The organism is Billgrantia saliphila (assembly GCF_002930105.1).
Taxonomy (GTDB): domain Bacteria; phylum Pseudomonadota; class Gammaproteobacteria; order Pseudomonadales; family Halomonadaceae; genus Halomonas; species Halomonas saliphila.
Genome location: NZ_PJRN01000011.1, coordinates 122,847 through 144,926, shown reverse-complemented (window position 1 = coordinate 144,926; position 22,080 = coordinate 122,847). Strand labels below are relative to the sequence as shown.

At 64.9% G+C, this 22,080-nt stretch carries 21 protein-coding genes; 14 read left to right on the top strand and 7 right to left on the bottom strand.

Annotated elements, in window-relative coordinates; genetic code table 11:
* The first annotated feature begins 145 nt into the window (after positions 1 to 145).
* From CYJ07_RS13695 to CYJ07_RS13650, 10 genes are all read left to right on the top strand, one after another.
* Positions 146 to 1,594, top strand: coding sequence for a polysaccharide deacetylase family protein (locus CYJ07_RS13695; protein ID WP_231489637.1), 1,449 nt, complete (start codon positions 146 to 148; stop codon positions 1,592 to 1,594).
* A 16-nt stretch (positions 1,595 to 1,610) separates the two neighbouring features.
* A complete protein-coding gene (locus tag CYJ07_RS13690) occupies positions 1,611 to 2,954 on the top strand; it encodes a hypothetical protein (protein WP_104204266.1) in 1,344 nt (447 codons plus the stop codon).
* Positions 2,914 to 4,035, top strand: coding sequence for a glycosyltransferase family 4 protein (locus CYJ07_RS13685; RefSeq protein WP_104204265.1), 1,122 nt, complete (start codon positions 2,914 to 2,916; stop codon positions 4,033 to 4,035). The genes CYJ07_RS13690 and CYJ07_RS13685 overlap by 41 nt, the downstream gene beginning before the upstream one ends.
* Positions 4,036 to 4,042: 7 nt before the next feature.
* Positions 4,043 to 5,293, top strand: a complete 1,251-nt coding sequence (locus CYJ07_RS13680; protein ID WP_104204264.1) for a glycosyltransferase family 4 protein — start codon at positions 4,043 to 4,045, stop codon at positions 5,291 to 5,293.
* Positions 5,290 to 5,886 carry a sugar transferase gene (locus CYJ07_RS13675; protein ID WP_104204263.1) on the top strand — a complete coding sequence of 199 codons (597 nt, stop codon included), beginning with the start codon at positions 5,290 to 5,292 and terminating at the stop codon, positions 5,884 to 5,886. The genes CYJ07_RS13680 and CYJ07_RS13675 overlap by 4 nt, the downstream gene beginning before the upstream one ends.
* On the top strand, positions 5,879 to 6,610 hold the full coding sequence (locus tag CYJ07_RS13670; protein ID WP_104204262.1) for an acetyltransferase: 732 nt from the start codon (positions 5,879 to 5,881) through the stop codon (positions 6,608 to 6,610). The genes CYJ07_RS13675 and CYJ07_RS13670 overlap by 8 nt, the downstream gene beginning before the upstream one ends.
* On the top strand, positions 6,610 to 7,791 hold the full coding sequence (locus tag CYJ07_RS13665) for a DegT/DnrJ/EryC1/StrS family aminotransferase (RefSeq protein ID WP_104204261.1): 1,182 nt from the start codon (positions 6,610 to 6,612) through the stop codon (positions 7,789 to 7,791). The genes CYJ07_RS13670 and CYJ07_RS13665 overlap by 1 nt, the downstream gene beginning before the upstream one ends.
* A 48-nt stretch (positions 7,792 to 7,839) precedes the next feature.
* A complete protein-coding gene (locus CYJ07_RS13660) occupies positions 7,840 to 9,807 on the top strand; it encodes a polysaccharide biosynthesis protein (protein ID WP_104204260.1) in 1,968 nt (655 codons plus the stop codon).
* A 146-nt stretch (positions 9,808 to 9,953) separates the two neighbouring features.
* The gene (glmS, locus tag CYJ07_RS13655; protein WP_104204259.1) at positions 9,954 to 11,804 is read left to right on the top strand and encodes a glutamine--fructose-6-phosphate transaminase (isomerizing); all 1,851 of its coding nucleotides are present in this window, start codon (positions 9,954 to 9,956) and stop codon (positions 11,802 to 11,804) included.
* A gap of 181 nt (positions 11,805 to 11,985) precedes the next feature.
* The gene (locus CYJ07_RS13650; protein ID WP_104204258.1) at positions 11,986 to 13,260 is read left to right on the top strand and encodes an O-antigen ligase family protein; all 1,275 of its coding nucleotides are present in this window, start codon (positions 11,986 to 11,988) and stop codon (positions 13,258 to 13,260) included.
* A gap of 8 nt (positions 13,261 to 13,268) precedes the next feature.
* Here CYJ07_RS13650 and CYJ07_RS13645 read toward each other — a convergent pair whose 3' ends face one another.
* From CYJ07_RS13645 to CYJ07_RS13630, 4 genes are all read right to left on the bottom strand, one after another.
* The gene (locus CYJ07_RS13645) at positions 13,269 to 13,877 is read right to left on the bottom strand and encodes an alpha-ketoglutarate-dependent dioxygenase AlkB family protein (RefSeq protein ID WP_104204257.1); all 609 of its coding nucleotides are present in this window, start codon (positions 13,875 to 13,877) and stop codon (positions 13,269 to 13,271) included.
* Positions 13,878 to 13,881: 4 nt separating this feature from the next.
* On the bottom strand, positions 13,882 to 14,829 hold the full coding sequence (locus CYJ07_RS13640) for a M23 family metallopeptidase (RefSeq protein WP_104204256.1): 948 nt from the start codon (positions 14,827 to 14,829) through the stop codon (positions 13,882 to 13,884).
* Positions 14,778 to 15,647 (bottom strand): acyltransferase, encoded by an 870-nt coding sequence (locus CYJ07_RS13635; protein ID WP_104204255.1) that lies wholly within the window; start codon positions 15,645 to 15,647, stop codon positions 14,778 to 14,780. Before CYJ07_RS13635 ends, CYJ07_RS13640 begins: the two co-directional genes overlap by 52 nt.
* An 88-nt stretch (positions 15,648 to 15,735) precedes the next feature.
* The gene (locus tag CYJ07_RS13630; protein WP_104204275.1) at positions 15,736 to 16,629 is read right to left on the bottom strand and encodes a LysR family transcriptional regulator; all 894 of its coding nucleotides are present in this window, start codon (positions 16,627 to 16,629) and stop codon (positions 15,736 to 15,738) included.
* 142 nt (positions 16,630 to 16,771) lie between these two features.
* Here CYJ07_RS13630 and CYJ07_RS13625 point away from each other — a divergent pair, with 142 nt between their 5' ends.
* Both CYJ07_RS13625 and CYJ07_RS13620 read left to right on the top strand, forming a co-directional pair.
* Entirely contained in the window at positions 16,772 to 17,473 is a 702-nt protein-coding gene (locus CYJ07_RS13625; protein ID WP_104204254.1) for a CoA transferase subunit A, read from the top strand.
* Positions 17,474 to 17,553: 80 nt separating this feature from the next.
* The gene (locus tag CYJ07_RS13620) at positions 17,554 to 18,213 is read left to right on the top strand and encodes a CoA transferase subunit B (RefSeq protein ID WP_104204253.1); all 660 of its coding nucleotides are present in this window, start codon (positions 17,554 to 17,556) and stop codon (positions 18,211 to 18,213) included.
* Between the two features lie 186 nt (positions 18,214 to 18,399).
* Here the strand turns inward: CYJ07_RS13620 and CYJ07_RS13615 are convergent, their stop codons facing one another.
* From CYJ07_RS13615 to CYJ07_RS13605, 3 genes are all read right to left on the bottom strand, one after another.
* Positions 18,400 to 19,167, bottom strand: a complete 768-nt coding sequence (locus tag CYJ07_RS13615; protein WP_104204252.1) for a VOC family protein — start codon at positions 19,165 to 19,167, stop codon at positions 18,400 to 18,402.
* 165 nt (positions 19,168 to 19,332) lie between these two features.
* Complete coding sequence (locus CYJ07_RS13610) at positions 19,333 to 19,593, bottom strand: GrxA family glutaredoxin (RefSeq protein WP_104204251.1); 261 nt, start codon at positions 19,591 to 19,593, stop codon at positions 19,333 to 19,335.
* 100 nt (positions 19,594 to 19,693) lie between these two features.
* Positions 19,694 to 20,515 carry an inositol monophosphatase family protein gene (locus tag CYJ07_RS13605; protein WP_104204250.1) on the bottom strand — a complete coding sequence of 274 codons (822 nt, stop codon included), beginning with the start codon at positions 20,513 to 20,515 and terminating at the stop codon, positions 19,694 to 19,696.
* 109 nt (positions 20,516 to 20,624) lie between these two features.
* Here CYJ07_RS13605 and hybE point away from each other — a divergent pair, with 109 nt between their 5' ends.
* Both hybE and CYJ07_RS13595 read left to right on the top strand, forming a co-directional pair.
* Positions 20,625 to 21,068 (top strand): [NiFe]-hydrogenase assembly chaperone HybE, encoded by a 444-nt coding sequence (gene hybE, locus CYJ07_RS13600; protein WP_197038368.1) that lies wholly within the window; start codon positions 20,625 to 20,627, stop codon positions 21,066 to 21,068.
* Between the two features lie 85 nt (positions 21,069 to 21,153).
* Positions 21,154 to 21,927, top strand: coding sequence for a 3-hydroxybutyrate dehydrogenase (locus tag CYJ07_RS13595; protein ID WP_104204248.1), 774 nt, complete (start codon positions 21,154 to 21,156; stop codon positions 21,925 to 21,927).
* The last annotated feature ends 153 nt before the right edge of the window (positions 21,928 to 22,080 follow it).

Here is a 22,080-nt window from a genome sequence, read left to right as displayed (position 1 = left end):
TCGCGCCGGTGGCGGAGATGAAGGAGGCATGGGGCGGGCGGCTAGTTTGCCACTACTCGATCAGCCAGCGCGGCATTCGCCAGTTGGCGCGCGAGGCTTACGTCACGGCCCGCACATTGATGAAGAGGGAATCCAAGTGAATGACATGACTGCACTGCACGATCGGCATTCCCAGGCGGGGCGGGACGCCTCGACCGACTCGCCCCACTTGCCGGGCAACCTGTCGGCTGCCGCGGTCCCCGTCGCAACGGGGGAGCCGGTGCTGACCTGGCTGGAGAAAGTCCTCCAGGAGCGCTTCGGCCTACCGATGTGGCTGGAGCGCGATGGGGCCGAGCGGCTTCTCCTGCGCCATGCGGGGGCGCCGGGACATCTGTTGTTCGACCGTCTTCAGCCGGGCTTCTACCTGACCGGGGTGGAGCTGCCTTGTAGCCAGTGGGATGCGGCCGAGGAGGGCTTCAACGCTCCGCTGGACATGCCGCTGCCGGCGCCGGGCGCCGCCAGTCTGCCGCAGCCTCTGGTGGAACCGGTGCCGGACGGCCTGGCGGTTCACTACGACATCCTCGGCCTGACCTACTGGATGCTGTCGCGCCTCGAGGAGGTCGATGCCCAGACCCTCGACCGGCATTGCCGCTTCCCCGCCAGCGCCTCCCACGCCGGACGGCACGGCTATCTGGATCGACCCGTCGTCGACGAGTGGCTGGCGGTGCTCGGCCAGATCATTCGCTGCCAATGGCCGCAGGCGAGCCTGCTACAGCATCGCTTTCGCATGCGCCCGACGCACGATGTCGACCGTCCCAGCCGCTACGGCTTCGCACGCGACGTTCGCCTGGCGCGGGCGATGTTCGGCGATATCCTGCGCAACGGCCGGCCACAGGCACTGGTGATGGGCCCCTGGATCCGTCTGCGGACGCGGCGCCGGCTGCATCCGCTCGATCCGCTCAATACCTTCGACTGGCTGATGGATGTTTCCGAGCGCCATGGCTTGGCCAGCGCCTTCTACTTCATTTGCGGCCGCACCGATCCGCGCAAGGATGCCGACTACGAGCCGGAGCACCCGGCGATGCGGCATCTCATGCGCAGCATTCATGAACGCGGTCATGAGATCGGCCTCCATCCCAGTTATCACACTTTTCGCAATCCCAAGGAGTTGGCCAACGAGGCGAATCGTTTGCGCCGGGTCTGTGCCGAGGAGGGGATCGAGCAGCCGCAGTGGGGCGCGCGCATGCACTACCTGCGCTGGCAGATGCCGCTGACATTGCAGGGCTACACCCAGGCCGGTCTCGATTACGACACCACGCTGGGCTACGCCGAATCGCCGGGCTTTCGCTGCGGGACTTGCTTCGACTACCCCGCGTTCGACCCGGTCAAGGGCGAGCCGCTTGCGCTGCGCATCCAGCCGCTGATCGCCATGGAAGCCTCGGTGATCTCGCCGCTCTACCTGGGGCTCGGCACGGGTGAGGCGGCCTTCGAGCGCTTCAGCCTGCTGAAGTCGCGCTGTCGGGCCATGGGCGGCACGTTCACCCTGCTCTGGCACAACTCGGAGCTGACCACATCGGCCCAACGTGAGCTCTACGAACGCGTGCTGGTCGATTGAACGGAAGAGAAACAGAATGATCCTGTCCGGTGACACCTTGACGGCACGCGCTTCCGCCACCGGTTTCTTCGTGCTGTTTCCCGGCTTCATCGTGTACCACACCCTGGTGGCGATGGGGTTGATTCCGGCGCTATTGGGCGGTCTGTTCGGCGTGGTGTCGGTCATGATGTTCCTCGTCTACGCCGCGCTGTTGCCGTCGCAGCTCCATGTCCTTTCGGTATCGACCCGGGGCTTTGCGCTGACGGCCCTTGTCTTCTTCGTCTATGTGTTGGCCTGGGGGCTGGCCAACTATGGCCTGCAGGGTGGCGGCGTGATGCGAGCGGCGCTGATCCAGACCGTCGAGACGCTGGTGCTGTGGCTGGTGCTGTTCATGATGGGCTATCGCCTACCGCTCGACTCGCCGCGGTTGGCGCGGGCCTTCTGGATCGCTTTCGCGCTGATTGCCGGTTACCTGCTTTTCCATGTGGCGACCACCGGCCAGTGGATGTTCTTTGCCCGCCAAATGATCGAGGCCGAGGAGGGCGAGAACATCTCCACCTACCAGGGTTATGCCCGCAGCGCCCTGGTGATGCTGGTGTTCCTGATCGCGGTCGCTCAGCGGGCCATCGTGCGGGCCGGCCTGATCGTGATCGGCGCCTTCGTCATGTTCGTGCTCGGCGCTCGCTCTGAGCTCTACGCCTTTCTCGCGCTGACGGCGGTGCTGCTCATGCTGTGGGCGGGGGTGAGCGTCAAGTACATGCTGACGCTGCTGGCGGTCGTGGCTGTCCTGATCGCCCTCGTTGTCAGTCAGTTCGAATCGTTGGCCGGTAGCCGTCAGTTGCAGATCCTCGATCTCTCGGGAAACAGTTCGTGGCTGGCACGCCAGAACCTCGGCCAGCGAGCGGTATCGCAGATCCTCGAAAATCCCTTGCTTGGCCGGTTCGGCGGGCATATCAGCTCATCGGGTGTCACGGGTGGCTATGCCCACAGCATGCTATCGGCGTGGGTCAACTACGGGCTGCTGGGTTTCCTGCTCTATGTCGGCCTGACCGCCAACGCCTTTCTCGGTTCCGCCTATCGCATGGTCATGCTCGGCGATCGTGCCGCCTGGTGGGTGTTTGCCTTCGCTATCAACTTCGTCTCCCTGCTCCTGATCGTACTGGCCAAGCCGGTGTTCTGGCCGCTGCCGGCACTCGGCTGGGGCGCATTCGCAAACGCCCTTGTCGCGACACGCCGGGAGCGGGACGCGGAGACATCGGAACAGGCCAGCCCCGCCGAGGCTTGGCATGACGAACAGGAGCAGCCTGGCGCTGCAAGAAACACACAAGGACGCAACGATAATGAGAGTGGCACACCTGACTTCCGCCCATCCGCGCTATGACACCCGTATCTATCACAAGCAGTGCCGCTCATTGGCCGCCGATGGTCATTCCGTAACGCTGATCGTCGCCGACGGTGAAGGCAACGAGGAGCGGGATGGAGTGAGCATCGTCGATGTCGGACGGCTACCCGGGCGCGTGAATCGGGTGATGAAGACTACGCGGCGAGTCTTCGAGCATGCCCGCCGGATCGATGCCGACCTCTACCACCTGCACGATCCCGAGCTGATGCCGATGGGGCGCCGCCTGAAGCAACTGGGCAAGCGGGTGATCTACGACGCCCATGAAGATTTGCCGCGTCAGATACTGGCCAAGCATTATCTCGGCGGTGCCGCCCGGCAGGTGCTGTCGCGAGGCGTCGATATCTATCAGCGACGGATCAGCCGACATTTCGATGCCGTGGTGGCCGCGACTCCCTATATTCGCGACCGCTTTGCCGAATTCCACTCGAATGTCGTGGACGTCAACAACTTCCCCATGCTCGGTGAATTGGACGGTGCGCCCGATGCCCGCCTGACCGCTGCCGCAGGGGAGCCGCCCGCCGTCTGCTACGTGGGCGGCATTGCCGAAATCCGCGGCATCCGCGAGATCGTGCGGGCCATGGAGAACGTCGAGAGCGACTGTCGGCTTCAGCTCGCCGGCGATTTCAAGACGCTCGCCCTGGAGCAGGAGGTCATGACCTATACCGGCTGGGAGCGGGTCGAGGCGCACGGCTATCTCGACCGCGCCGGCGTGCGCCGGATCATGGCCAGCTCGATAGCCGGTCTGGTGACGCTGCATCCGATCATCAACTATCTCGATGCCTTGCCGGTGAAGATGTTCGAGTACATGAGCGCCGGCCTGCCGGTCATCGCCTCGGACTTTCCGTTGTGGCGTGAAATCATCGAGGGCAGCGACTGCGGCCTCTGCGTCGATCCACTCGATCCCGAGGCGATCGCCCAAGCCATCGACTTCGTGGTGGCCAACCCGGAACGAGCTCGCGAGATGGGCGACAACGGCCGGCGTGCCGTGACCGAGCGTTATAACTGGCAACAGGAGGAGCGCAAACTGCTGAACACTTATCGGGCTTTATCCGCTGACTGAGGCTGGCATGAGACACGTCTGGATTTTGAATCACTACGCCAAGAATCCCGAAGCGGCTGGCGCGGCGCGCCATTACCAGCTTGCCCGCCATCTGCCCGAGCATGGCTGGAACGCCATGCTGATCGCGTCCAGTGTCGACCATCCCAGCGGTGTACAGCGCTTGTCACCTGGCGTGCAGACCCGGCTTGAGACCCTCGGAGGCGTGCGTTTCCTGTGGCTGCGCACTTCGAGCTATCGCGGCAACGGGGGCGGTCGCATGAAGAACATGCTGGAGTACGCCTGGCAGGCCGTACGCCCGGGACGCCTGGACAGCCTCGAGGCCCCCGATCTGATCATCGGTTCGAGCGTGCATCCCTTCGCCGCACTGGCCGGCTGGCGGCTGGCGCGTCGCCACGGGGTGCCGTTCCTGTTCGAGGTGCGCGATCTGTGGCCGCAAACCCTGATCGACATGGGGCGGCTGCGTGAAGGGAGTGCAACGGCTCGTATCCTTCACCTTCTTGAGAAGTTCCTCTATCGCCGCGCCCGCCGCGTGCTGACCCTGCTGCCGCGAGCGGTGGATTACATCGCACCGCTTGGAGTCCCGGAAGAGCACGTGGTGTGGCTCTCCAATGGGGTCGACCTCGATGACTACCCCGACCCCGGGCCGCCGTCGCAGCAGCCGCCGGAGATGCCGCTGACGTTGATGTACTTCGGCAGCCACGGGGAGGCCAACGGGCTCGAGACGCTGCTGGAGGCGATGGCCATCGTCAAGCAACGGCGAAGCGATGGGTCGGTTCCGTTGCGTCTGCGCCTGATCGGCGACGGGCCCGCCAAGTACGACCTGCAGCGCCAGGCCAGCCGCCTTGGGCTCGACGGGCGGTGGCTGAGCTTCGAACCCCCGGTACCCAAGCGCAAGATACCGACGCTGGCGCGCGAGGCCGATGCCTTCGTGATCACCGTACGCGACCTGCCGCGTCTGTATCGCTTCGGCATCAGCATGAACAAGCTGTTCGATTACATGGCCGCGGCACGGCCGGTAATCATCGCCTCGGCAGCGGTCAACGACCCGGTCGCCGAGGCCGGCGCCGGCATTACGGTGCCACCCGAAGATCCCGAAGCCTTGGCCGAGGCGATCGAGCAGTTGGTGGCGCTACCGCTGGCGGAGCGGACCCGTATGGGACAGGCGGGGCGTGCCCATATGGAAGCCTTCTACGACTACCGCATCCTGGCCGGGCGTCTGGCCGAAGTCATGAACGAGGTTATGGAAGAGAAGCGATGAAGCGATTGTTCGACATAGGGGTCGCCCTGTTGGCCCTGGCGCTGCTCGCGCCGATCATGGCGACCGTGGCGCTGCTGGTCCGATGGCGACTCGGTTCGCCGGTGCTGTTTCGCCAGACGCGCCCGGGCCGTCACGGTCGTCCCTTCGAGATGGTCAAGTTTCGCACCATGCGCGACGCCTTAGACCGCGACGGAACGCCACTGCCCGATGCGGCTCGCTTGACGACCTTGGGGAAACGGCTGCGCGCGACCAGCCTCGATGAGCTGCCCGAGCTGTGGAACGTGCTCAAGGGAGATATGAGCCTGGTCGGGCCGCGCCCGTTGTTGATGGAATATCTACCGCTCTATACGCCGCATCAGGCCCGGCGCCACGAGGTGCGCCCCGGCGTCACCGGCTGGGCGCAGGTCAACGGGCGCAATGCACTTTCCTGGGAGCAGAAATTCGAGTTGGACGTGTGGTACGTGGATAACCGTTCGCTGTGGCTGGATCTGCGTATCCTGCTGCTGACGGTACGCAAGGTGTTGGTACGTGAGGGGATTGCACACGATGGCGATGTCGCCATGCCCCGTTTTCGCGGAGGTCAACATGAATAATCGTCGCCGTCTCGCCATTCTCGGCGCCAGCGGACACGGCAAGGTCGTGGCGGATATCGCCACCCAGACCGGTTGGCAGGAGTTGGTCTTCTACGATGATGCCTGGCCGGATAGGTGCCGTCTGGAGCATTGGGAAGTACGAGGCACTCTGGCCATGCTGCTGCACGATCTGTCCGACTACGATGGGGTGTTCGTCGCGATCGGCCACAACGCGATTCGCGACGTCAAGCTCGATGCCCTGATGAGTCACGGAGCGCGTATCGTCTCGCTGGTGCATCCGCGTGCCATTGTCAGTCCACTGGCGCGGCTCGGGGCCGGCAGTGTGGTGATGCCCGGAGCGGTGATCAACGCCTTCGCCAATCTTGGCCTGGGTGTCATCGTCAACTCCGCGGCGACCGTCGATCACGATTGCCGGCTGGGTGACTGCGTGCACGTGGCGCCCGGCGCCAACGTGGCCGGCGACGTCGAGGTCGGGCGCCTCAGTTGGATCGGTGCCGGTGCCGTAGTACGCCAGGGCGTCGCCATCGGCACCAGCGTGGTGGTCGGTGCCGGAGCGGCGGTGGTGGCGGACATCGACGACGACTTGGTGATGGGTGGCGTGCCGGCCCGCCCGCTGATGCCCTCATCGAGTGGCAGCGACAGCGATGATCAGGGTGACGATACCCCGCCCTGCGCCTCGAATGTGCTGCGCTTGGACCTGATGTCACCCAAAGGAAGATCGTGATGCTCAACGGACCCTTTTCCCCTTGGCCCGACTATACCCGCGAAGAGGCGGATGCCGTGGCGCGCGTGCTGCTTTCCAACCGCGTGAACTACTGGACCGGTAGTGAGGCGCGCGACTTCGAGCGTGAGTTCGCCCGCTTCGCCGACAGCGAGTACGCCATTGCGGTGGCCAACGGCAGCGTCGCGCTGGAACTGGCGTTGCGCGGGCTCGGCATCGGTGAGCGCTCCGATGACGAAGTGATCGTCACGTCGCGCACCTTTCTCGCGTCGGCCTCCAGCATCGTCATGGCCGGAGCGGTGCCGGTGTTCGCCGACGTCGATCGCGACTCGCAGAACGTCACCCTTCAGAGCGTGGCCGAGAGAATCACGCCGCGTACCCGGGCGATCATGGCCGTGCACCTGGCCGGGTGGCCCTGCGAGATGGATGGCCTGATGGAGCTCGCTGAGCGCCACGGACTCTACCTGATCGAGGATTGCGCCCAGGCCCATGGGGCGCGCTACCGCGGGCGCAGCGTCGGTAGTCTCGGCCATGTGGGCTGCTGGTCGTTCTGCCAGGACAAGATCATGACCACCGGCGGTGAGGGGGGGATGGTCACCACCAGCGATGCCGAGCTATGGCGACGCATGTGGGCCTTCAAGGACCACGGCAAAAGCTGGGAGGCGGTTTATGAGCGCGAGCACCCGCCCGGCTTCCGCTGGTTGCATGAAAGCTTCGGCACCAATTGGCGACTGACCGAGATGCAGGCCGCCATCGGGCGGATCCAGCTCTCCCGGTTGCCGCAGTGGAAGGCCGCTCGTCAGGCCCATGCGGCTCGCATCTGGCAGGCGGCAGGTCGATCCCCCGGGCTGCGCGTGCCTCGTGTACCCGAATACTGCGAGCATGCCGCCTACAAGTGCTACGTCTTCGTCGAACCCGATCGCTTGGCGGAAGGCTGGAATCGTGACCGGATCATGGCGGCGATCAACGAAGCCGGCGTGCCGTGCTTCTCGGGCTCGTGTTCGGAGGTCTATCTCGAGAAGGCCTTCGACGAAACCGGTTGGCGCCCCGAGGCGCCACTGCCCGTCGCCCGCGAACTGGGCGAGACCAGCCTGATGTTCCTGTGTCATCCGACACTGACCGAAGGCGAGATCGAACGCACCTGCGCGGCGATCGAAGGCGTCATGGCCAAGGCCAGCGCCTGACGCCGGACCAGCGGGCGCGTCGGGCGCCCGCAGTCATGGAGAGACGATATGCGAAATCTGCTGCAATCCCTGTTCCGCCTGCCCAGACGGCAGAAGCGCACCATCCAGCTGGTGGTTGACTGCGTGCTGATCGCGGCGAGCTTCTTGCTGGCCATGCTGCTGCGCCTGGAGGACTGGGCGCCATTGGTGGAGGTGCGCACCTGGCTGGCGCTGGTGGTGATGATCCCGCTGAGCCTGGCCATCTATATCCGCCTGGGCTTCTATCGTGCGGTGATCCGCTACCTGGGACCCAAGGCGATCCGCGCCGTGGTGATCGGGGTCGTGGTGTCGGCGCTGTCGCTGCCGCTGGCGAGCTATCTCTTCGCGCTCGGTATCCCGCGTAGCGTGCCCTTCATCTATGCCATGCTGGCGCTGCTGACCATCGGTGGGGTGCGCTTTGGCCTGCGTGCGATCTACCTGCGCAGCCAGATCCGCCACAAGCCGCGCGTGGTGATCTACGGCGCCGGCTCGGCGGGTCGCCAACTGGCCGTATCGCTCAACCATGGCCAGGAGTACCTGCCGATCGCCTTCGTCGACGATGCCGTGAGTCTGCAGAACACGTACATCGAGGGCCTCAAGGTCTACCCGCCGCGCCAGCTCGGGTACCTGTCCGACACCTACGGTGCCGAGCGGGTACTCCTGGCGATGCCCAGCGTGAGCCGTGAACGCCGACGCGAGATCCTCGCCGAGCTCGAGCCGCAAGGGTTCCCGGTTCAGACGATCCCCGGCGTGGCCGACATGGTGACCGGACGCGCCAGGATCAGCGAGGTCCGTGACGTGGCGGTGGAGGATCTGCTTGGGCGCGATCCGGTCCCCCCCAACCCGACCCTGATGGAAGCCAACATCCGCGGCAAGGTGGTGCTGGTGACCGGCGCCGGTGGTTCCATCGGCTCCGAGCTGTGCCGCCAGATCCTGCGCCATGGACCGAGTCGCCTGCTGTTGCTCGAGATTTCCGAGTTCGGCCTTTATTGCATCGAGCAGGACCTTCGCCGCATCGCAAAGGAAGAGGGGCATGAGGTGCGCATCGAGGCGCTTCTCGGGTCCGTGCAGCATCGCCAGCGTCTGACCGCGGTAATGAAAGCCTATGCAGTCGAGACCGTCTACCATGCGGCGGCCTACAAGCATGTGCCGATGGTCGAGCACAATGTCGTCGAAGGCGTACAGAACAATGTCTTCGGCACGCTTTCCACGGCTCGTGCAGCAATCGAAGCCGGCGTCGAGACCTTCGTGCTGGTTTCCACCGACAAGGCGGTGCGGCCGACCAACGTGATGGGCACCACGAAGCGACTGGCCGAGTTGATCTGTCAGGCTCTTGCCAGTCACCAGAGCGCCACCCGCTTCTGCATGGTGCGCTTCGGTAACGTGCTGGGTTCCAGTGGCTCGGTGGTGCCGCTGTTTCGTGAGCAGATCCAGGCTGGCGGGCCGATCACCGTGACCCACCCCGACATCACCCGTTTCTTCATGACCATCCCCGAAGCGGCGCAACTGGTCATCCAGGCCGGCGCCATGGCGCAGGGAGGGGACGTATTCGTTCTCGACATGGGCGAGCCGGTGCGCATCGCCGACCTGGCGCGTCAGATGGTGCGACTATCGGGGCTCAAGGTGCGCGACGAGCGCCACCCGGATGGCGACATCGCCATCGCTTACACCGGGCTGCGCCCCGGCGAGAAGCTCTACGAAGAGCTGCTGGTGGGAGAAGACGTGTCCGCGACCTCGCATCCGCGCATCATGACGGCTCAAGAGGTGTTCTGGGAGTGGCCTCGACTGGAGGCGTATCTCGACCGCCTGTTCGAGGCCTGTCGACACTTTCATCACAACGGCATTCGCCGGCTGCTGCTGGAAGCCCCCACCGCCTATCGCCCCCAGGGTGAGATCGTCGATCTCGTGTGGCTGGAGAAGCGTCGCCGAGAGGCCGAGGCGCCTGTCACGAGCGCCGCGGTGACACCCCTGAGGCCGATCCTGGAGCGCTATCGCTAGCCGGACGACTCCCGGCATTGCGCCTGTCGGACTGGGATGATCGACAGGCTTCTCATCGCAGCTGCCACATCGCACCGCATAACCCGCTTGCTAGTCAGTGCTCACGGTCCGCATGCGGGCCGGGCACCGTTCATGGAGAACAGAACATGTGTGGCATCGTAGCTGCCGTGGGTTCGGACAACGTCCTGCCCATCCTGTTGGAAGGCCTCAAGCGTCTTGAGTACCGAGGCTATGATTCGGCCGGCGTTGCCCTGATAGAGGCGCCCGGCCGTCTGGGGCGCGCCCGCGAAGTCGGCAAGGTGGCGGCTCTCGAGCGGCTGCTGGCATCCGCTCCGCTGACGGGCCTGGCGGGCGTGGCTCATACCCGTTGGGCAACGCATGGCCAGCCCAGCCAGGACAACGCGCATCCCCATGTCTCGGGACGCGTCGCCGTTGTGCACAACGGCATCATCGAGAATCATCTTGTGCTCAAGAACGAGCTCGTCGCCGAGGGCTACGCCTTCACCTCCGAAACCGATACCGAGGTCGTGGCTCACCTGATCGAGCGTGAGCTGCAGCGCCGGGGCGATCTGCTCGCTGCGGTGGAGGCGGCGGTGGCACGGCTAGAAGGAGCCTATGCCCTGGGCGTGATCGATGCCGACAGGCCGGATCGCGTGATCGGGGCACGGCATGGCAGCCCGTTGGTGGTCGGTATCGGCGAGGAGGGTTACTACCTCGGCTCCGATCCTCTGGCGCTGTTGCCGGTTACCGATCGTTTCCTGTACCTGGAGGACGGCGACCTGGTGGAGGCGACTCGCACCGGCTGCGTCGTGCATGGATGGTGCGGAAATGGCAAACGGACACCCGTGGTACGAGAGCCGATGCGCTACGAGCACGACGACCCGTCGGTCGGCAAGGGTGAGTTCGAGCATTACATGCTCAAGGAGATCTACGAGCAACCGGTTGCCGTCGCCAACGCCCTGGAAGGGCGCCTGGGCAGTGATCAGGTGCTGATCGAGGCCTTCGGTCCGCGGGCCAGGCAATTGCTGGGCGAGACCCGTCAGATTCATCTCGTCGCCTGTGGCACGAGCTACCATGCCGGGCTGGTGGCGCGCTACTGGATCGAAGAGCTGGCGGGCATTCCGTGCCAGGTCGAGGTTGCCTCGGAATATCGGTACCGCGATGTGGTGGCGCCCCCGGGCACGCTATTGATGACCCTCTCGCAGTCGGGCGAGACGGCCGATACGCTCGCGGCGCTGCGCCATGCCCGAGCGCGCCAGGGGCAGGCCTACGTAGGAGCACTGTCGATCTGCAACGTGCCGGGCAGTTCTCTGGTACGCGAGTCGGATCTCAGCCTGATGACCCATGCCGGACCCGAGATCGGCGTGGCCTCGACCAAGGCCTTCACCACCCAGTTGACCGCGCTCATGCTGGTGACCCTGGGGTTGCGCCAACTTCACGGCGGCGACGGCGAGCTGACGGCGAGGCTGGTGCATCGCCTTCGCTACCTGCCGACACTGCTGGGTGATGCACTTAAGCTCGATGCCGAAATCGCCCGGATCGCGCAGCGCTTCAGCGGCTATCGCCATACCCTGTTCCTGGGACGTGGCGCACAGATGCCCATCGCCCAGGAGGGGGCCCTCAAGCTCAAGGAGATCTCCTACATACATGCCGAGGCTTATGCCGCCGGCGAGCTGAAGCATGGTCCGCTGGCCCTGATCGACGCCAGCATGCCAGTGGTGGCATTGGCCCCCATGGATGGGCTGCTCGATAAGTTGAAATCCAACCTGCAGGAGGTACGGGCGCGTGGTGGGCGACTGCTGGTCTTCGCCGATCCAGAGAGCGGCCTGGAGGCGGCGGATGGGATGACGGTGGTGAACGTGCCGGCCTGCTGTCGCTTCCTGGCACCGCTGGTTTATACCCTGCCGCTGCAACTGCTGGCCTACCATGTGGCGGTCGCGCGGAGCACGGATGTGGACCAGCCACGCAACCTGGCCAAGTCGGTGACTGTCGAATGAGCCGGGGCCAAGCGACACGAACCTCCGTTTGTGACACTCGAACTCGCCTGCCGCGCCGGCGGGGCAGGCATCGATCCCATTGCGCCGAGAGGTGATGAGTGACAGGACGCCGTGGCTTGCCAGGAAGGCAGCACGTCGCGGCGCCCAGTGACGGCAGCGTATCAACGGACGAGCGACCGCCATGATGGAAGACAACTCCTACCGACCGATTGTCGGGGTCATGCCCCGCGACCTGAGAATGCAATGCCAGGCATGGCTGGCGGCGACGGCCATGCTCGTATTGGGTGCCGCCATGCTGGTATTGCCGTGGAACACGCTGGTGGCCGTTCCCGTACTGATGCTGGCGGCGGCCTGTCTCGGCGAGGAGGGGCAGCTCGACGGGTTTCCTCGACGCGAGGACCTGTTGCTGATGGCAGTCCTGATGTTCCATGGGATGGTCTGGCTGGCCGTCCCTCTGGCTCACGGCGAGGGGTTGGTCGGTCTCTACGATGCCTGGCCGCTGTGGCTGGCCGTGGCCACGCTGACCGCCTTTGCCAAGGTCAGGATGACGCCCGCCTGGCTGTGGGCCGGGCTGGCGCTGGGTGGCCTCGGCGCCGGTGGTTGGGCGCTGTGGCAGCGTGTTTATGAAGGCTTGGCCAGAGCCCATGGTCACGAGCCTTTTCATGCGATTCTTTTCGGCAACCTGGGCTTGCTCACCGGACTGCTCTGCCTGGGGGGGTTGAGCTGGTCGTTCGCGCGGCAGGAGCGTTGGCCCTGGTCGCTACTGCTGATTGCCGGAGGTCTGGCGGGGTTGGTGGCATCCGCCTTGTCCGGCTCCCGTGGCGGCTGGATCGGCCTGCCGCTCGCCATCTGGGTGCTGTATCGCGGCCACGGTCGACGTTTGACGCTGGGCTGGCGGGTGGTCTTGACCGTCGCGCTGCTGGCCCTGGTGGGCGGTCTCTACGCGACACCGCAGACGCAGGTCGCCCAGCGCGTCGACAACGCGGTCAGCAGCCTGCGCCTCTACATGGCGGGCGACGACGAGATGACCTCGGTCAGCGCGCGGCTGGATATGTGGAAGGGGGCGTCGGAACTGATCGCCGAACGTCCCCTGAGCGGATGGGGAGAGCGTGGCTACCAGACGGCGATGCGCGAGCGCGGCGCCGAAGGGGAGCAGGATCCGAAACTGGGGCGCTTCTGGCATACCCATAACGATGTGCTCGATGCCTGGGTCAAGCGTGGCTTGCCCGGGCTCATTGCGTTGTTGGCGCTCTACGCTACGCCATTGTGGCTGTTTGCTCGCGGCGTCGGAGTCGGCTCCGGCGAGCGTCGCGCACTGGCGGTGGCGGGTACCTTGGTGCCGGTGACCTTCATCGACTTCGGCTTGACCTACAGCTTCCTGGCTTACCCCGCCGGCGGCCTTATCTATGCGCTGCTGATAGCGGTGCTGTGGGGATTGTACCGGCAGGCGCGCTGAAGCGGGGCTCAGCGCGGTACGACGTGGCGAAAGGTAAGGCTGATACGCAGGCCGGGAAGGCGACGGGGCAGCAGGGCGTGCTGTAGTGCCGCCTGGCAGCCCGCTCCCATCAGCAAGAGGCTGCCGTGAGGCAGCCAGACATTGAATGGCTTGCCGACGCCGTGTTTCCAGCGCATGCGCAGGGGACGCTCGGCACCCAGGCTGACAGCGGCAATGACCGGCGCCTCGCCGAGTTCGGGCTCGTCGTCGCTGTGCCAGCCCATGCGCTCCTCGCCGTCCGCGTAGCGGTTGAGCAGTACGCTATTGAAGCGCGCCGGGACGTCGATCTGCGCCAGACAGGCCTGAACCCGGTCGCGAACCCAGGCAGCCGTGGGATGCCAGGGTTGGGGAACGAAGTCTCGGCCCGAGTAGCGATAGCGGGCCTCGGCATCGCCCATCCAGACCTGTCGGCGAGGGATGGTGTGCTCGCGCCCGTAGAGGCGCAGCCTGGGGCGCTGCCACTCCAGTTCGCTATCGAGCCGGGCCAGGGCCTCGTCGGCCTGGAGCCGGTCGAGGAAGCCCGGGGCCAGTCGCAGCGTGGGCGAATCGAGGAGATTTTCCCAACACGTCGTGTGCATGCGGTCAGCGTAGCACGCGTCGTGGGTCGATCGGCTTGCCGCCCTGACGCATGTCGAACAGAAGATCGAAACGTTCCGTGGCGTTGCTGAAGCCGACCTCGCACAGCGGGGCGCCACGACTGACGCGGGCGCCATCATCCACGAGCAGGCGGTCGCACAGGGCGTAGACGCTCTGCAGGTTGTCGGCATGGTGCACGATCACCACGCGGCCGAGCTGGCGCATGCTGCCGGCGAAGCGCACGTCTCCGTCTGCAACCGCCCGGGCTCGTGCGCCGCGGTTGGTGGCCAGCAGCATCGGTTGCAGAGTGCCGTGACTATCGGTGCCATAGGCGCGCACGACGCGGTAGTCCTCCAGCGGCCAGGGCCAGTTGCGCGCCCAATTGGGGAGCGAGCCGGTACTGGCAGGCGCGGCAGGCGTGCGTGCCGGTGCGCTGTTCCCACCACTGCTTGCCCGGCTTGAACTGGCGGGCGGGGCGGCGGCGACACGGGATGAGGAGCCGCGCAGCGGTACTTGCACGATCTGACCGACCCGTAGCCGCGTCGGCGCGACGCCGGGGTTGGCGGATTGGATGCGCGCCGGCGTGGTGCCGAAGCGTCGGGCGATGGCGGAATAGGTATCGCCTGGGCGTATCTGGTAGCGGTAGGGGCCGTCCGATGGGGCACGCTCCTGCTGCGTGGGCACCAGCAGGCGTTGCCCGACCCGGAGGCGATTCGCATCCACGCCGGGATTGAAACGTTGCAGGCGCGCCAGTGGAACATCGGCCCGGGCGGCGATGCTGCCCAAGGTATCGCCGCGCTGGACCACGACCCAATTGCCGGCGATACCGGGGTCGCCGCTGCGCTGAACCTCACTGCCACCGCGCGACGCGCAACCGCCGATCAGCAGCAGCGCGATCAGGATCAGCGCGAGTCGAGCGCCCGGTCTTTTTCCTGCCACAGGGCATTGAGCCATGAATGGAAGCGTTCCTTGTAGTGCGGGTCGTCGTGATAGCTGCCTTGGAGCATCCAATCGGGGACTTCGAGCCGGCGGGCCTCGAGGGAGGCCGGACCTTCGCGTCCGCACAGGAAGCCCCAGAACGTCGGGTTGGGGTTCGTGTAGCGCAGCGTAACGTCGAGTATGCCGCTTAGCCGGTCGCCGAGCAGATTCAGCACTTGCGCGATACCGCCGGACTTGGGCCGGAGCAGATGGCGGAAAGGGCTATTCTGGACGTCGCGCTTGGCCGGGGTAAATCGGGTTCCTTCAACGAAGTTGAAAATCGCAATGGGCATCTCGCGTGCACGTGAACACATTCGCTCGGTGGCATGACGGTCGATGTGCGCCAGACGCGGATTGCGCTCCAACTGCTCACGGGAGTAGCGACGCATGAAGGGGAATTCGAGCGCCCACCAGGCCAGTCCCACAATTGGCACCCAGATGAGCTGGCGCTTGAGGAAGAAGCGCGGCATGGGGATGCGCCTGTGCAGGGCCATCAGCAGCAGGAAGATATCGGTCCAGCTGCGATGGTTGGAGATCACCAGCCACCACTGATCGCGCGACAATCCCGGGGGCAGCGAGACACTGAGCTTGGGCCGCAGCCAGCGGCGCATCCACCAGAGGTTGCAGCCGATCCAGTTGAGCGCCACGCCGTTGAGGCCACGCAGCACCCACAGGCGCAGCGGCCGGCCCGGCGTGATCAGCTTGATCACCGTCAGCAGAATCAGGGGTATCGACCAGAACAGGGTATTCACTACCAGTAGCAGTACGCTGACGAGCCCTTTCAGGGTCGACATGCCTGACTCCTTACCGTCATGACTCGGGTTCGTTCACACCAGCCGCACATGCTAATGGATCGGGCCGGGGCTGCCCAGCGCTTGCCGCTCACGGTAGCGCCTCGCACAGGGTCGTCTGCAGGACCTCATGCAGGGCGCGGGCAGCGGTCGAGAGTTCCTGGCCGGCACTCAGCACCACGCCCACGGTACGACGGATGCTGGGCTCATGCAGAGGGACGCAGCGGGCGCCGAGCTCGTGCATCTGCTCACGGCACAGCGCGGGCACGGCACTGACGCCGAGGCCGCTCGCCACCATGCGCCCCACCGTGGCGAGCTGATGGCTCTCGAAGGCAACCGGAAGTTCGGTGCCGCGGCGCGCGAGCGCCTGCTCCATCAGGATGCGCACCATGGAAGGACGCTGCAGAGTGATGAAATCGTGAACGAGCAGGGCGCTCCAGTCGACCACCGCGGCCGTGGCCAGTGGCGAATCGGGCGGGAGCACGGCGACGAAGGTGTCGTCGAATAAAGGCAGGAAGTCGATCCCTTCGCGAGTTTCGGGCTCGAAGGCAATGCCCAACTCCACCTGCTGATGGCGCACCATGTCGATGACCTGTTCGTTGATTACGTCGTGCACCGTCACGTTGACCCGGGGAAAGCGCTCGCGGAAGACGCGCAGTGCGCGGGGGAGACGGTTACAGGCGATCGATGGCATGGCCGCCAGCGCCACGCGGCCGAGCTGCAGGGTGAAGCGCTGGCGCAGCAACTCCTCGGCGTTGTCCCAGTCGGCGAGCAGGCGCTTGGCCAACGGCAGCAGGGTCTCGCCCTCGGGTGTCAGCCGCACACTGCGCGTGCTGCGAATCAGCAGCGCGCCGCCGAGCGTCTCCTCCAGCCCCTTGATGGCCAGGCTCAGCGCGGGCTGAGAAATATGCAGCCGCTCGCACGCCTGCGTGAAGCTCAAGGTCTGAGCAACCGCCAGGAAGGCTCGAAGTTGTTTGACGGTCATGGTCATCGGTGGCTTGTTTTATTTATCTTTCAGATCAATTGATAAAAAAAACAAACTTAACAAATATATTGGTCGGGTCAACACTGATCAGGTACGGTTTTTCTGCGGTTAAATTCATTTCACAACAAGACGAGGCTTCGCGATGGCCGGATTCGACAAGCGCGTGTACTCCTACGAAGAGGCAATGGAAGGCATCGAGAGCGGCATGACCGTCGCTGCCGGGGGGTTTGGCCTGTGCGGCATCCCCGAGAACCTCATCGCCGAGATCAAGCGCCGCGGCGTGAAGGACCTGACCGTCATCTCGAACAACTGCGGTGTCGACGGCTTCGGCCTGGGGCTGCTGCTAGAGGACAAGCAGATCAAGCGCTTCTACGCCTCCTACGTGGGCGAGAATGCGCTGTTCGAGCAGCAGATGCTCAACGACGAGATCGAGGTGATCCTCACGCCGCAAGGCACGCTGGCCGAGAAGATGCGCGCAGGCGGGGCGGGCATCCCGGCCTTCTACACCGCCACCGGCTACGGCACGCCGATCGGCGAAGGCAAGGAGGTGCGCGAGTTCAACGGCCGTCACTACATTCTCGAAGAGGCGTTCCACGCCGACTTCGCCATCGTCAAGGGCTGGAAGGCCGACCGTTACGGTAACGTGGTCTACCGGGATACCGCCCAGAACTTCAATCCGCTGGCGGCCACCTGCGGCAAGGTCACCGTGGTTGAGGTCGAAGAGATCGTCGAGCCGGGCGAGCTGCGTCCCGACCAGATCCATACGCCGGGCATCTACGTCGACCGCATCATCCAGGGCACCTTCGAGAAGCGTATCGAGAAGCGCACCGTGCGCGAGGGCTGATCCCGCACGGTTGGCGCATTCGCAGGCGGCCAGCAGCGCTCGGCCGACCGCTTCTCCACCGAACACAAGAGGCAAACAAGATGGCACTGACTCGCGAACAGATGGCACAGCGCGTGGCGCAGGAACTCAAGGACGGCTTCTACGTCAACCTGGGGATCGGTATCCCCACCTTGGTGGCCAACTACGTCCCCGAGGGTATCGACGTCATGCTCCAGTCCGAGAACGGCCTGCTCGGCATGGGGCGCTTCCCCACCGAGGCAGAGGTCGACCCGGACATGATCAATGCCGGCAAGCAGACCGTGACGGCCCGGCCCGGCGCGGCGATCTTTCACTCGGCGGAATCTTTTGCCATGATCCGCGGCGGCCACGTCGACCTGACCGTACTCGGCGCCTTCGAGATCGACCAGGAAGGCAACATCGCTTCGTGGATGGTGCCGGGCAAGCTGATCAAGGGCATGGGCGGGGCGATGGACCTGGTGGCCGGCGCCGAGAACATCATCTGCACCATGACCCACGCCTCCAAGCACGGCGAGTCCAAGCTACTGGAGAAGTGCACGCTGCCGCTGACCGGCGCCGGCTGCATCAACCGCGTGCTTACCGACCTCGCTTACCTTGAGATCGAGAACGGCGCCTTCATTCTCAAGGAGCGCGCCCCGGGAGTCAGCGTCGAGGAGATCGTCGAGAAGACCGCGGGCAAGCTGATCGTGCCCGATCATGTGCCGGAGATGACCTTCGATTGATTCGCGCCACGTGCGCGTCGCCAGGGCCCGGACCATTGTGTCCGGGCCCTGGTGTTCTTCCCTCACGTTTTTCTGTGGCGATTCCTTGACCAGTGCATGTCAGTCCCGTGATGACTTGGCATAAGAGGTTTACCCCAGCGCCTTGCACAGCGTTATCCACAGTTTCTGTGGATAACGCTATTGGCCTTAGGTGATCTCGCAGCGAGTGTGGTGAGGGAGCAGCAGTTCGACCGCACGCTCGTGGTCGCCGCTCAAGCACTTCTGCACCAGCGCCAGGCCGCCCAGGCCGATGCGATGCTCGTCCCCTTCGGCGAAAGCCAGGCGGCGCGAACATGTCGGGTAGAAGCGGTACTGGAGGAGCGGCGACACGGGGAAAACGCCGTGATGGCGATCCTCGCTGCCGGAAAGACCGACTGTTGTCAGCTCGGCATCGAGGTCGTCGAGATCCTTGCCGAGTCGCTCGCAGTCGAAGCCGGCATGGTGCACGCTCGGCCCCATCACGGCGAGCCAGCCGGCCAGCGGATGGGCGTCATACAGCAGACGATAACTGTCCCAGTCGGGCATCGCCCAAGGCCGGCCTCGGCACAGCAGATTCTTGCCACGGGTATCGCGTGGATGCGCATTGCCGACAAGCTCGGCGAGCCGTTCCCGCGGTTGCTTCGACAGCGTGCGCAACTGAAGCTCCGCCACCACCAGCCAGGGGCCGTCGTCGGGTGGTGCGAGCAGTGATACCAGCAGGCCACGGTCGGCCATGGCGTAACGATGCACGGGGCGGTAGCCGAGATGACCGAAGGTTGGCAACAGGTCGTCGGCGGCGAAAGGCGCCAGGTTGAGCGTCAACAGGGTCAGATATTCGACCGGGGCGTTCATCGGCCAAAGGCGCAGGGCGCCCACATCCGGATGATGATGGATGTAGTCGAGCCAGAGCTGCTGGAGAAATTCTTCCCGTTGCATCGTGCCGATCCTTTTGTCCTGATGCGCCTTTCACGTTAGACCTCAGTATAAGGATCGGCGACGATCGGCTTTCAACGGGGACAGGACGTTCAACGCAACGTGAACGGAACAGCCACCCGGCTCGGTGAGCCTCGGTGGCTGTTGGCAAGGCGCGGGAAAAGAGGGCTAGGCGAGCAGGGCGTGCTTGCGCACATACTGATCGAATTCGGTAAAGCCGCCCACGTGAGTCTGGTCGATGAAAACCTGCGGCACGGTGGCAACCGGTTTGCCGATCGTCTTTTCCAGGTCGGCCTTACTGATGCCTTCGGCCCAGATATCCACGTAGCGGTGACCCTCGATCACGTTGGCACTCTCCAGCCGTTCGGCCAAGGCCTGGGCGCGGACACAGAAAGGACAGCCGGGACGGCCAAAGATAGTGACATGCATGTAGTGAGCCTCCTCGAATCTCTGCTCGCTATTTTGAACGATGTGGGACGGGCGGGCCAATAGCCTGCCACTAGTCGCGTAATGGTTAGGGGCTATCCGGTCAGGACAGCCGTAGTTCGTTGGCGTCGGCCGCTCGCAGTAGATCGCCCAGTTCGGCATGGACCTCGTGAGCGCTTACCAGCAGGTTCTCTCCGTACAGGTCCTCGGGGATGCCGCTGGGGCATGGGTAGAGATGTCCCGTGCGGGCGCCCGCTTCGCGCGCGATCAGCACGCCGGCGGCGAAATCCCACGGGGAGACGCTCTCGTAGTAGGCATCGAGGCGACCGCACGCCACGTCGCACAGGTCCAGGGCCGCCGAGCCGTTGCGGCGTACGTCCTGACAGTGCTCCAGCACCGCCATGAGACGCCGCATGAGTGGCGGCCGGCTGTCGCGCCGATAAGGAAAGCCCGTGCCGACCAGACAGCGCTGGAGGCTGGCGGTACGGCTGGCGTGGATCGGCTTGCCGTTGCACCAGGCGCCCTGGCCGTAGAGCGCGGTGTAAGTCTCCCCCAGGAACGGGGCGTGAACCACCCCGACCCGGCTCTTGCCTTCGCTGACCCAGGCGATGGAGACGGCGACATGGTGCAGGCCATGAGCGAAGTTGACGGTGCCATCGATGGGATCGATGACCCACAGCGCTTCGGCCGCATGGGTGACCTCCCGGTCCGGCGCCAGTTCTTCACTGAGACGAGGTTCATCGGGAAAGTTCGTGTCGAGGCGCTCGCCGATCAGGGTATCGACCGCCACGTCTACATCCGTCACCAGCTCATCGCCTTTCTTGAGCTGTTGATTGAAGTTCCGACTCTGCCTGGCCTCGACGATTCGTTCACCGGCTTCCCTGGCGATCGCCGTGGCGATTTCGAGACGCTGTTGGGGGAGCATGGGCGTTCCTCGTTGCGCATGGACCTGCCAGAATAGCAGCCGCACGGCATCCTGCCGAACCTGTGGAGGAACGTCGACTGCCCATTCACGAGCCAGGAGAGAGCCGAGCATGCAGGCCTTGAAACCCGAACAGTACCGACGCCTTCAGAAGATGGCACAGGCCTGGAAAGACCGGCACGGGCCCGGTTTTGAAGCGTCCTCCCACGCCAATCGTCATCTCGATGTGGATGCGCTCTGTTTTCAGCGCTATTCCTGTCCCGAAGGGGACGCGGACGGGGCGATGCTGGTCGGGGCGCTGATCAGTCCGGTGTCGCTGTCGCTGGTCCTGCTGCCGGCAGAGCCCGATGCTTCGGCGCCAAGCGCGAGCAACCGGCGTGCCTTCGCTCTGCCGTCGGGTCGCTACCCCTTCACTGCCGAGGTGCTGGAACCCGACTTATGGCTATGGCGCTGCGAGTTGCTCGACGACCTGTCCGATCTCGAGTCGCGGGAAGAGGGCAGCCGCCTGGCGCAGCGTCTCATGGACAAGGTCATGACGCCGGCCACAACGGATTGAAACTGGTCTCGTCACCGGGGCCGGGCGTATGCTGAGCGAGCATTCGACTTCACATTGACGTAACCGCCAGAGAAGGAATTTGCTCATGACCCATGCAACCAACCTCGAGCCTCGCGTTGCACTGGTGACCGGAACCGCCAGCGGCATCGGCGAAGCCGTGGTGCGCCAGTTTCGCGAGCTCGGTCATCAGGTATTGGCCGTGGATTTCAACGAACGGGCCAAGGACAAGGCCGAGGCCGTCGGTGCCGCATTCTTCCAGGCCGATCTCACTGATGGCGAGGCGTGCAAGGCGGCCGTGGCGGAAGCCATCAAGCGCTTTGGCCGTGTCGATATCCTGGTCAACAACGCCGGCATCCAGCACGTTTCGCCCATCGAAGATTTTCCCGAGGCCAAGTGGCGCCAGATCATCGACTTGATGCTGACCGCGCCCTTCCTGCTCACCCAGGCCGCATGGCCCTCGATGCGCCAGAACGGCTGGGGGCGCATCGTCAATATCGCGTCCGTTCACGCCCAGGTCGCCTCGCCGGGCAAATCCGCCTACATCAGCGCCAAGCATGGGATGATCGGGCTGACCAAGACTGCCGCTCTCGAAGGCGGCTCCCAGGGCATCACCGCCAATGCCATCTGCCCGGCCTACGTGAAGACGCCATTGGTGGAGAACCAGATCGCCGATCAGGCACGGCTGCACGGCATGAACGAGCAGGAAGTGGTCGAGCAGGTCATGCTCAAGAACGCTGCGGTGAAGCGGCTGATCGAACCCGAGGAGGTCTCCGGGCTGGTGGCCTACCTGGTGTCCGATGCGGCGGGGGCGGTAACCGGCTCGAGCTGGAATATTGATCTGGGCTGGACGGCGCAGTAAAGAAGCTTGAGAGCGGCGCTACACGTCAGCTGCGGACTCAGGGTTGCGCGCTGCGGACGGTGATTGCGTTCCTATGCCAGGAGGCGGAGTCTGCTGCCGTAGCCCGTAGCCCGTAGCCCGTAGCCCGTAGCCCGTAGCCCGTAGCCCGTAGCC